This is a genomic window from Winogradskyella sp. (genome assembly GCF_013042245.1).
Lineage (GTDB): Bacteria > Bacteroidota > Bacteroidia > Flavobacteriales > Flavobacteriaceae > Winogradskyella.
In genome coordinates this window covers 1-10,979 of the sequence record NZ_JABDQL010000044.1, presented here as the reverse complement: position 1 = coordinate 10,979, position 10,979 = coordinate 1, and the positions used below count along the sequence as shown (strand labels likewise).

The window sequence follows — 10,979 nt, the reverse complement described above, 5'->3', positions numbered from 1 at the left end:
AAAATTGATAGCAAATTATGTTAAGGAACAAGGTGTTGAAAAGGATTATAAAAGTTTGAAAAAGAATAATCAATTGAAATTATTTTAATGCCTCGTGGGCTTGCCCCGAGGATTATTTACTTTTTTAGTGTTTTGCACCTTTTTTTAATACCTCAGGCATTTTTGCTTGGAAACGTTTTAGTCGCGGTATAGATACGCCTTGAATGTAACGTTGGTTCGGATGTAGTTTTTCGTAATCTTGATGGTAATCCTCTGCTATCCAAAACTTTTGAAAAGGGTAGACTTCTGCAGCAATTTTAGCATTCAGTTTTTTAGCTAATGCGGTTTTTTTCTCTTCAATAATTTTCTTTTGTGCATCATTCTGATAAAAAATAATTGAACGGTATTGTGAGCCTCTATCTGGTCCTTGCCCATTGACTTGCGTTGGGTTTTGTGATCCAAAATAGACATCGACTAAAGTTGCAAAACTTACAACATTAGGGTCGTAAATAATTTCTACAGCTTCGGCATGTCCAGTTCTACCTGTATTACTGGCTTCGTAAGTTGGGTTTTTGGTAAAACCTCCTGAATAACCACTAATAGATTCTTCTACACCTTTGACACTTTCGTAAATAGCTTCAACACACCAAAAACATCCACTTGCAAAATAGGCACGAGCTTTACCGTCTTTTATTGGGACTTCTACTGCTTCAGCATTCATGACGGCTTGTAGTTTTTCGTTGTAGTTTTGAGCATTATTATTGCAGCTAAATAATAGTGCAATAACTAATAAGGATATTACTTTTTTCATGTTTTATTATTTTCTTTTTCAATAGTCAAGCAAAGTTAGCTAACCTTAATTTTAAAGGTTTTAAAATTTTGCTAAATGTAGAGACACGTTTAAGGGTTGTAAATAAAAAAAGCCCCTGAGAAATCAGGGGCTTAAATTTTATAATAAATAAAATTACTTACTCAGTTTGGTAAATAATTTATTCATTTTTACTTTTTCTTCTTCAGCAAGTGCTGCATCTACTAAGATACGACCACTATGCTCGTCTGTAATTACTTTTTTACGCGCAGCAATCTCAACTTGTACTTGCGGTGGGATTGTAAAGAAAGAACCTCCAGAAGCACCTCTTTCGATTGGCACTACAGCTAAACCGTTTTTAACGTTAGTACGAATGCGATTGTAAGCTGTTACTAAACGCTCTTCGATTTTCTTCTGATATTTTTCAGACTCGCTAATAAGTGCGTTTTCTTCTTTTTCTGTTTCTTTGAGAATCTCATTCAGTTCACCTTTTTTGTGCTTTAGGTGTTCAGTACGTTCTTTGAGCTTCTCTTTGGTTTCAGAAATAACTTCTTTTTTCTGCTCGATTTGCGCTTTAAATTCTTTAATGTGCTTATCAGCTAATTGTATTTCTAATTCTTGAAATTCAATCTCTTTACTTAAAGAATTATACTCTCTGTTATTTCTAACGTTGTTTTGTTGCTCAGAGTACTTTTTGATAAGCGTTTTAGACTCTTCGATTTGGTTTTTCTTAGACTTAATTTCTTCGTCTATGGTGTTAAGGCTATCGTTAAGCTTTTCTAATCTTGTATTTAGACCAGCAACATCGTCTTCTAAATCTCTTACTTCTAAAGGAAGTTCACCTCTGATGTTTCTTATTTCGTCTACTCTAGAGTCGATTAACTGTAAATCGTATAATGCTCTTAATCGTTCTTCAACAGTAGTTTCAGCTTTTTTTGCCATAATTATAAATACTTTACTGGATTTGTATTTGTGTTAGATAAAATGATTGCAAAACTAGTATTTTTTTTCGAGAGATAGTCTACTAAAAACGTTTTTGTGAACTGCTCACTTTCATAATGTCCAATATCTGCAACTACTATATCATTTTCTGCCGAAAAAAAGTCATGGTATTTTAGATCTGCTGTGATAAAAATATCTGCCCCAGCAGCTTTAGCAGCATCAATGGCAAAAGCACCTGAGCCACCAAGAACAGCAACTTTTTTTACAGGTTTATTTAAAAGTTTTGAATGTCTTACTGAAGTGGCGTTCATTTTTTCTTTTACAAATTTAAGGAAATCACTTTCTACTTGCGGGTCTTCTACATCGCCAACCATACCCATGCCAATGTGTTGGTTGGTGTTATCTAAGGTTGTAATCTCGTAAGCGACTTCTTCGTAAGGGTGTGCTTCAAAGAGAGATTTTAAAACTTTTGACTCCAAATGTTTATGAAAAGTAACATTGACTTGGGTTTCGTTTTCATTTTGAAGTTGACCTTTTTGCCCTATCACAGGGTTTGAGTTGTCATTGCCTTTAAAAGTGCCAATGCCATTGGTATTAAAGCTGCAGTTATCGTAATTACCTATGTTACCTGCGCCAGTTTTAAATAAGCTTTGTCTTAATAGTTCTGCTTTTTCTTTTGGGACATATGTTGTCAGCTTCTTTATGGTGCCTTTTTTAGGTATTAAAATCTGCTTATTTTTTAAACCTAATTGGTCGCAAATAATGGAGTTTACACCTTGAAATGCATTGTCTAAAGCAGTATGTATAGCAAAAATGGCAATATTATTTTGAATGGCTTTTATAACAACACGCTCGACATAATTCTTGCCAGTCAATTTTTTAAGGCCTTTAAAAATAATAGGGTGAAAGCTTACTATGAGATTACAATTGTTTTCAATAGCTTCATCTACTACGGCTTCAAGGGTGTCTAAAGTGACTAAAATACCTGAGACAGATTGGTTTTTATCGCCAACCAAAAGTCCTACATTATCAAAATCTTCGGCATACGCCAAAGGTGCTAAATCGTGTAAATGATTAATGACATCTTGTACAACCATCGAATCCTGTTTTTTTCAAATATAAATATATTACTTTCGTTCTTATGAAAATACTCAGAATCCTATTATTTCCTATAGTACCTATTTACTTTTTAGTGACCTGGGTAAGAAATCGATTGTATGATTCTGGAATTAAATCATCAAAAGTTTATGACTTCCCTGTGATTTGTGTGGGTAACTTAAGTACTGGTGGTACAGGTAAAACTCCGATGATAGAGTATTTGGTGAAATTATTATCTGACCAAAGGAAAATTGCGACCTTGAGTCGTGGCTATAAACGCGTAACTAAAGGTTTTGTTTTGGCGGATGAAAATGCTAACGTAGATACTATTGGAGATGAGCCTTTTCAGTTTTATAATAAATTTTCTGAAGTCTATGTGGCTGTTGATGAAGATAGACAACATGGTATAAGTGCGTTGAGAAGTTTTGAGCCTCAACCAGAAGTTTTTTTATTGGATGATGCGTTTCAACATAGAAAAGTAAAGGCTGGTCTTAATATTTTGTTGACGTCTTATTATAATTTATATGTCAACGATATTGTATTGCCAACAGGAAATTTACGAGAACCAAAATTGGGAGCTCAACGTGCAGACATCATTGTAGTGACTAAATGCCCAAATGATTTAAGTGAGGGCAAAAAGGCGTCAATTTTAAAGACAATACGTCCTAAACCACATCAAAAAGTATTTTTTAGTTTTATAAAGTATAGTGATAGCGTGATTTCTGTAATTGAAAAAAAATCATTAGAAGATTTGCCAACGTTTACTTTAGTTACTGGGATAGCCAATGCGAAACCGCTTGTAGATTTTTTAAATTCAAAACATTTAGATTTTGAACACCTAGAGTTCGGAGATCACTATAACTTTACTATAAAAGATATTGAGTTATTAGAAAAAAAATCACTTCTTTTAGCAACTGAAAAAGATTTCATGCGCTTAAAAGATGTAGAGAGTTTACAGCCAAAATTATATCATATACCTATTGAAATAAAAATTGATAGACCTGAAAAATTCAATAAATTAATAGAAGAATTTAGTATTTAGGTAGTAATTTTTATTTTTTTAGAAAGCGCCGTATAAAGTTTCTTTTCAAAGGTCTCTTGCTTGAATGGTTTAGAGATGATGTCATCAAAACCAGCCTCGTCAAACTCATGCATTTTGTCTTCAAGTGTTACTGCTGTAAGAGCAAATATTGTAAGTTCTTTATTAAAAATACGAATACGTTTTGTAGCTTCAAAGCCACTTATCCCTGGCATATGAATGTCCATTAGAACAACATTGTAGGTCGTTTTTTTAACCATTTCTACAGCTTCCTCACCATTATCTACAATATCGCAGATAAGTCCCATTTTAGTGAGTATTTTTTTAGTAATCATTTGGTTGATTTTATTGTCTTCAACCACTAATATTTTAATATCATCTAAATCCAAAGCTTTTATATTTTCTAGATGTTTACTTTCTCTTTTAACAACTTTTTTCTTTGGCCTTACATGCTTTAAGGGTAATTCAAAAAAGAAGGTTGTGCCTTTACCAAGTTGGCTTTCTAGCCATATTTTCCCTTTCAAAATTTTAATAAGTCCCTTAACAATAGATAATCCTAAGCCAGTACCACCATACTTTCTGTTAATTTGTATTGAGCCCTGAGAGAAGCTATCAAACACTTGTTTTTGTTTTTCTTTAGAGATTCCGATACCATTATCTTGAATTTCAAATTGTAATTGGTGTACACTGTTTTTTACAGATTTTTTATTGACTCTAACCCAAATATCACCTTGTTTGGTAAACTTTATGGCATTACCCAATAAATTGATTAAGATTTGTGAAATCTTAAGTTGGTCACCAATATATACCTCAGGAAGCTTGTCTTCGTACTCAAGATGAATTTTAGTGCCATTATCTTTTGCAGAATTATTAAGTGCAGCAATTACATTTTCAATCTTAGTTTTAAGATTGAAATCCTCTGGATCTAAATCTATTTTGTTAGCTTCAATCTTATTAATTTGAAGAATATCGTTAATAAAAGTTAGTAAATAGTCACCTGAAAATTTTAATGATTTTAAATGTGGGATTTGCTTTTCTTTAGGTTCTTCGTCTAGAAGTAAGTTTGTCAATCCTGTAACAGCATAAAGTGGTGTGCGGAGTTCGTGCGTTACTGTTGATAAGAAATTTGCTTTCGTTTTGGAGGCTAATTCTGCCTTTTCTTTAGCAGTAACAAGTTCATCGTTTTTTTCCTGTAGCATGTTATTAGTTCGTAGCCTAATATTGTTGTTTTTGTAGAGTGAAAGCGTTAAAAGTGATAGAATAGTAATTAGAGAAATACTTAAAATAGTCGTAATTCTAGCCAAACTCATATCAGTATCAGCTTCTGTAATTTGATCATTCAATTGTTGGTTTTCAGCACTACGATAATCAACTATAAGTTTTGAATTTTTTTGAGACCCCATATTTTCTCTTTGTATATTCAAAATAGAATCTGATAGATGTAAGTGTTTATTTAGATACAGATTTGCTGATTTATACTGGTTTTTATTTTGATGAATTTTGCTAAGTATAAGATAAGCCTCGTTTTTATTTAATACTAATTCATCCTCGATAGCAATATCTAATCCTGTTTTAGCTTGATCTAATGCTAAATTATATTCAGTATTTTTAAAATATGCTTTTGCATTATTGATGTAACTACTACTTAAAACCCTTTTAAGCTCGTATTTTTTTGCTATTATAATAGCACGTTCTAACTTTCTCTGAGTGCTCTCTATTTGGTTAAGTTTTAAATAGACAATAGCTTCATTTAAGTAAACTTCAGCTTGGTATTTTTCTCCATCTTTATTTTCAAAGTTTGAGAGCGCATTTTTATAATATTCTAAAGCGGTCTCATACTCTTTTAAATTACTATGAATAACACCTTTAATGTTATAGGTAAGACCAAGGTTAATTAAGTCTTCATTAGCTCTTTGGATAGCTATTGCTTTGCTTAAGGATGAAATAGCCTTGTCTGGCTCGTTGATTAAATATTGAAGTTTTCCAAGTTTGGTATATATTATACCTTCGTTAATTTTATCATTAATCTTTATGGCAAAATCAAGTGCTTTATTAAGATTATGTTTTGCCTTGTAATATTCACCACGCTCAGTAAGCAAGTGAGTTTGACTAAGAAGCTGTTCTAATGTAAGTTCTAAATCTTGATTGCTAGTAGAACTAGAATTCTGAGCATAAGTAATCAAGCAAAAGACTAAAAATAATACTTGTAGGTAAGGTTTAATCTTGGACATTAAAACAAATTTTGCAAACAAATATAATTATTTATTCGATAAAAGTACGTTTTTTATCGATAAATTACATGTTAGATCTAACAAGCGTTGGCTGTAAGCTGTCTCGTTATCATACCAACCAATAATTTTTACCATGTTTCCGATTACAGATGTCATTTGAGAATCAAAAACACAAGAATTTGTGTTCCCTACAATATCAATGGATACGATTGAATCGACTGTATATTGAAGAATTCCTTTTAAGTATCCTTTTGATGCATTTTTAAATACGGTGTTGATAGTGGCAATATCCACCTCTTTCTCGACATTAAATGTAATATCTGTTAAAGAGCCATTAGGTACAGGAACGCGTATGCCGCAACCTCCAATAACATCTGCTAAATCTGGGAAAATTTTAGTCAATGCCTTTGCAGCACCAGTGGTAGTTGGTACTATAGATTGTCCTGCAGCTCTTGCTCTACGCAAATCACGATGCGGTTGATCGTGTAGGCTTTGGTCGGTTGTATAGCTATGTACAGTAGTTATATAAGCTTGTTTGACGCCAAAATTTTTATGCATGATGTCTATCATAGGCGCAGCATTATTGGTTGTACAAGATGCGTTTGATAAAATACGTTCATTACCATCAATAGAATCATCATTCACACCAAGAACAATTGTTTTGATTGTGTCATCTAATGGCGGTACAGATAGAATAACATAGCTAGCACCATTTTTTATGTGATGTTGAAGTTGTTCTTTTTGTTTGAATTTTCCGGTTGCTTCAATAACAATATCTGGCTTCGAAGTTAGCCAATCGATTTTTGAAATATCTTTTTGGTTAGAAAGTGGTACAAGCTTCCCGTTCACTAATATCCCTTTGTCACTGTAAGAGATATCTTCTTTTAGTACTCCATGAACACTATCGTATTTAAGAAGATGACTTAACGTACGAGCATCTGCCAAATCATTAATGGAAACTATTTTAATTGTAGAATGATTAAGTGCTAGTCTAAAAACACGACGACCGATACGACCAAAGCCGTTTATGGCAACCTTAATCATTAGTTTATATGCTTTTGTGCTTTGTAAGAAGAACGTACAAGAGCACTACTTTCGACATGTCTAAACCCTAAATCTAAACCAATTTCTTTATATTCTTCAAACTCATCAGGATTGATAAAGCGTTTTACTGGTAAGTGTTTTTTACTAGGTTGTAGGTATTGACCAATAGTTACAACATCCACATCATTTTCTCTTAAATCGTGGAGTGTCTGTATAACTTCTTCTCTTGCTTCTCCCAAACCTAACATTATACCAGATTTTGTTCTGCGTTGCCCTTGAGATTTCAAGTATTTAAGTACATCCATACTACGGTCGTACTTAGCTTGTATTCTTACTTCGCGAGTGAGACGTCTTACTGTTTCTATATTATGGGACACCACTTCAGGAGCAACGTCGATAATACGGTCTATATGTTGCTCTATACCTTGAAAATCTGGTATTAGGGTCTCTAATGTGGTTTCAGAATTCATGCGTCTTACAGCTTTTACCGTTTCTGCCCACATAATACTTCCCATATCTTTCAAATCATCGCGGTCTACACTAGTTAGTACGGCATGCTTGATACTCATAAGTTTTATAGAACGTGCAACTTTTTCTGGTTCATCCCAATCAACAGTTTCTGGGCGTCCGGTTTTAACACCACAAAACCCACAAGAGCGTGTACAGATATTCCCAAGAATCATAAAGGTTGCTGTACCTTCTCCCCAACATTCTCCCATATTTGGACAACTACCTGATGTACATATGGTATTGAGCTTGTACTTGTCCACAAGACTTCGTAATTCGGTATATTTTTTTCCAGTTGGCAGTTTTACACGGAGCCATTTTGGCTTACGTTCGGGAAGTATATTTGAAGCTGTTGCTGTATCCATTTATATTTCTTTTTTAACTAAGCAAAGATACAAAGTAAATTATTAAGAAAGCTTAAAGAATTGTTAGATACCAAGCACTAAATCCAATAAGAAAAATGATACCCAACCAACTCAAAATTTTTAAACCTTTTTTTGGGTGCCACTTGGTGTTAACATGCTTGGAAGTGATTAGCTTATAATTGGCAATAGCATAAAAAGGTGCAGTTAAAAATGAAAGTATGGTTGCAGTTTTTACCAAGGTACCTAGCTCAGAACTGAGGAAGAAGAAAATAATAAGCGTACCAACAAAAAGAACTGTTAACCATAAAGAGTAGGTGTTTATATATTTATAATTTGTGACTAAACGTGTTGTACGACTCATTACTCTTGGAGATGCATCAAAAGTTGTAAGCGTTGTACTAAACATAGTAGTTAGAGCTGCAATAGCAATAATAACGTACGCCCAGTCACCAAGGCTTGTTGTGTAAATATTAATTAATTGCGAAGCAAAACTAGCCGCTGTAGTTTCTAACTTTTCTCCTGAATTGTAGAGTACAAATGCGCCTAAAGCTATAAAGCCAAGCCCTAAAATTATGGTGGTAACGTAACCTATATTAAAATCGAAAAGAGCAGATTTAGTTTTGAAATTTGGATTACTTTTTTTCTTTTCCAATGCCCAAAGCGAATGCCAAATAGAGATGTCTAAAGGTGCTGGCATCCATCCCATAAAGGCTATTAAAAATGCCCATTTTGAACTATCGGGAAATACCTGTTCAAAATTTAATTGGACACCTTCTTTTGATGCTGAAGAAAATACGGCAATTATTGTACAAATAGTTAAAATAACAATAATGAATTTCATGAGTCGGTCAAGTAACTCATAACGACCTAGTATTAAAATCCCTATGCAAATTACAAGTAGTATAACTGTCCAAATTTGAATACTCGAAAATGCAACACTGCCAATAAAAATCGGTTGAAAGTCAAAAATAATAAAAGATGCTAAGCTTGCCATTACAATAGTTACAGCAGTTTGTATTGTAAACATAGTGGCAAAAGACAGAAGGAAGTAGCTGACTAAAACCCATTTTCCTAATTTGTTGTAACCTTCAACTAAACTCTCTCCAGTAGCCAAAGCATAACGTGGTCCAAACTGAAAAAAGGGATACTTGAAAAGATTAACTAATAGTAACGCCCATACTAAACCAAAACCAAAATCAGCACCAGCTCTCGTCGATTGTACCAAATGGGATACGCCAATAGCTGCACCAGCAAAAATAAGTCCAGGACCTAGTTTTTTTAAGTGGTTAAGCATTAGATTTCAATAGTATTTGTGCTAATAATTTCTTAGCTCTGAGTAGCTTTACTTTCACATTATTCATTGGTTCATCTAAGTGGAGAGAAATATCCTTATAACTAAGTTCTTGAAAGTATCTTAGATTAATAACCTCCTGATAATGGGGCTTTAGTTTTTTAATTTCGCGAAGCAATTTGGCTAAATTTTGCTTTCTTATAATTTTATCTTCTGGCGTAGGCGATTCATCGGGAATGGTATAAATAGTATCATCTTGTTTGTTATTAATTTTACTATTTATAGAAGATTTATATTTCCTTACCAAATCAATATGAATGTTCTTTGAAATTGTAATTAGCCAAGTTTTAAATACATATTTATCATCGTAAGTATTTATTTTGTCAAAAGCTCTAGAGAATGTTTGTATGGTGATATCTTCAGCATCATTTTCGTTTTGAGTGCGTTTTAGCTGAAAGCCATAAACATCATTCCAAAATCTATCTAGCAAAAAGTTAAATGCTGCTTGATTATTTTTTTTAGCCAGTTCAATCGCTTCTTTTACTTCCAATGTTTAGGTTTTGAAATAAGATTAGCACTAAAGATAATTAATTGAAAGCTAATTAAGAAAACTTCAAGAAATGGAGCTGCAAAAGCCAAATCTCTAGACTCTAATTTATAAGCAGATTTCCCTACAACTACCCATTGTAACAATATCCTAAAGCATAAAATTCCTAAAACAATTTCCCACTGAAAAAAAACAGAAAGTAAAACAAATGCAAACCCCCAAAACATTAACTGGCTTATGTAGAACAAACCTAATAAAAACTTGTGTAAAGGTTTGTAGTGCTTAGAAGTGCTAATATGTATTCTTTTTTGAGTTGTCCAGTCCTTAAAGCTTCGCTTTGGTTCAGATATAGTGAAACTGTTTTTGGAGATACAAACACTTGTGTTTTTGGCATTGGCGATTTCATTTATAAATAAATCGTCACCTTCAGATTTTATAAGAATATGCTTTTTAAAGCCTCCATTATTGAAAAAGAGTTCTTTTCTGTAAGCTAAATTACGACCAACGCCCATGTATGGTATACCTGCCTTTGCATAAGAAAAATATTGTACAGCTGTCATCAAAGTTTCAAATCTTATGAGCATATTCAAAAAGGAATATTTTACTTTTTTATAGGCACCAAAACCAAGTATAATTGATTTTTGGTTACTAAAATGACTACTTAACTCTTCGAGCCAAAATTGAGAAGATGGCTCACAATCTGCGTCTGTAAAAACAAGAAATTCGTTTTTAGTTGCTTTAATACCTAGTGTAAGCGCATACTTTTTGTTTCCCCAGAATTGTTCAATAGATTTTACATTAACAATTGTAATAAGGCTATGTGTTTTAGCAAAGCTTTCAAAGCTTTCAAAGATTTCTAGAGTTTCGTCAGAGGAACTGTCGTTTATAAGAACAATCTCAAAGTCTTTATAGTCTTGGGAAATCATTTTAGGGAGATTCTTCTTTAAGTTTTCAGCTTCATTTTTTGCACAGATAATTACTGAAAGCGCAATATTATTAGGTTTTTTATTCGCTTTCAGGTTTAATACCTCGAGGCTTGCCTCGTTAATTATTACTATTTTGTGACTCGATGTCACAGAATAGTAAATATATCCATAAAAGTCATAATGTTACAGTTTTACTATATCA

Annotated in this window: 10 protein-coding genes; 1 reads left to right on the top strand and 9 read right to left on the bottom strand. The window is 33.0% G+C overall.

Going from position 1 to position 10,979, the window contains the following annotated elements:
* Positions 1-124: 124 nt before the first annotated feature.
* From msrA to HKP48_RS04000, 3 genes are all read right to left on the bottom strand, one after another.
* Positions 125-790 (bottom strand): peptide-methionine (S)-S-oxide reductase MsrA, encoded by a 666-nt coding sequence (gene msrA / locus HKP48_RS04010; protein ID WP_296343072.1) that lies wholly within the window; start codon positions 788-790, stop codon positions 125-127.
* A gap of 153 nt (positions 791-943) precedes the next feature.
* A complete protein-coding gene (locus tag HKP48_RS04005; protein ID WP_296343071.1) occupies positions 944-1,729 on the bottom strand; it encodes a C4-type zinc ribbon domain-containing protein in 786 nt (261 codons plus the stop codon).
* A gap of 2 nt (positions 1,730-1,731) precedes the next feature.
* Positions 1,732-2,826: a Nif3-like dinuclear metal center hexameric protein gene (locus HKP48_RS04000; protein ID WP_296343069.1), complete on the bottom strand. Its 1,095-nt coding sequence runs from the start codon at positions 2,824-2,826 to the stop codon at positions 1,732-1,734.
* A 44-nt stretch (positions 2,827-2,870) separates the two neighbouring features.
* Between HKP48_RS04000 and lpxK the strand changes: the two genes are divergently transcribed.
* Positions 2,871-3,869, top strand: coding sequence for a tetraacyldisaccharide 4'-kinase (gene lpxK, locus HKP48_RS03995; protein ID WP_296343067.1), 999 nt, complete (start codon positions 2,871-2,873; stop codon positions 3,867-3,869).
* Here lpxK and HKP48_RS03990 read toward each other — a convergent pair.
* From HKP48_RS03990 to HKP48_RS03965, 6 genes are read right to left on the bottom strand one after another with little or no spacing between them, the layout of a single operon-like run.
* Complete coding sequence (locus tag HKP48_RS03990; protein ID WP_296343065.1) at positions 3,866-6,097, bottom strand: ATP-binding protein; 2,232 nt, start codon at positions 6,095-6,097, stop codon at positions 3,866-3,868. The two genes, lpxK and HKP48_RS03990, sit on opposite strands and share 4 nt — an antisense overlap.
* A 27-nt stretch (positions 6,098-6,124) precedes the next feature.
* On the bottom strand, positions 6,125-7,141 hold the full coding sequence (gap, locus tag HKP48_RS03985) for a type I glyceraldehyde-3-phosphate dehydrogenase (protein WP_296343062.1): 1,017 nt from the start codon (positions 7,139-7,141) through the stop codon (positions 6,125-6,127).
* Positions 7,141-8,013 carry a lipoyl synthase gene (lipA, locus tag HKP48_RS03980; RefSeq protein ID WP_296343060.1) on the bottom strand — a complete coding sequence of 291 codons (873 nt, stop codon included), beginning with the start codon at positions 8,011-8,013 and terminating at the stop codon, positions 7,141-7,143. The genes gap and lipA overlap by 1 nt, the downstream gene beginning before the upstream one ends.
* A gap of 52 nt (positions 8,014-8,065) precedes the next feature.
* Positions 8,066-9,307, bottom strand: coding sequence for an Nramp family divalent metal transporter (locus tag HKP48_RS03975; protein ID WP_296343058.1), 1,242 nt, complete (start codon positions 9,305-9,307; stop codon positions 8,066-8,068).
* Positions 9,300-9,854, bottom strand: a complete 555-nt coding sequence (locus tag HKP48_RS03970) for a sigma-70 family RNA polymerase sigma factor (protein ID WP_296343056.1) — start codon at positions 9,852-9,854, stop codon at positions 9,300-9,302. The genes HKP48_RS03975 and HKP48_RS03970 overlap by 8 nt, the downstream gene beginning before the upstream one ends.
* Positions 9,845-10,927 (bottom strand): glycosyltransferase, encoded by a 1,083-nt coding sequence (locus HKP48_RS03965; RefSeq protein ID WP_296343054.1) that lies wholly within the window; start codon positions 10,925-10,927, stop codon positions 9,845-9,847. Before HKP48_RS03965 ends, HKP48_RS03970 begins: the two co-directional genes overlap by 10 nt.
* Between the last annotated feature and the right edge of the window lie 52 nt (positions 10,928-10,979).

What these genes read in the sequence shown, in the direction of transcription:
- msrA (WP_296343072.1), bottom strand. Translation starts at nt 790, where the DNA reads ATGAAAAAAGTAATATCCTTATTAGTTATTGCACTATTATTTAGCTGC.
- HKP48_RS04005 (WP_296343071.1), bottom strand. Translation starts at nt 1,729, where the DNA reads ATGGCAAAAAAAGCTGAAACTACTGTTGAAGAACGATTAAGAGCATTA.
- HKP48_RS04000 (WP_296343069.1), bottom strand. Translation starts at nt 2,826, where the DNA reads ATGGTTGTACAAGATGTCATTAATCATTTACACGATTTAGCACCTTTG.
- lpxK (WP_296343067.1), top strand. Translation starts at nt 2,871, where the DNA reads ATGAAAATACTCAGAATCCTATTATTTCCTATAGTACCTATTTACTTT.
- HKP48_RS03990 (WP_296343065.1), bottom strand. Translation starts at nt 6,097, where the DNA reads ATGTCCAAGATTAAACCTTACCTACAAGTATTATTTTTAGTCTTTTGC.
- gap (WP_296343062.1), bottom strand. Translation starts at nt 7,141, where the DNA reads ATGATTAAGGTTGCCATAAACGGCTTTGGTCGTATCGGTCGTCGTGTT.
- lipA (WP_296343060.1), bottom strand. Translation starts at nt 8,013, where the DNA reads ATGGATACAGCAACAGCTTCAAATATACTTCCCGAACGTAAGCCAAAA.
- HKP48_RS03975 (WP_296343058.1), bottom strand. Translation starts at nt 9,307, where the DNA reads ATGCTTAACCACTTAAAAAAACTAGGTCCTGGACTTATTTTTGCTGGT.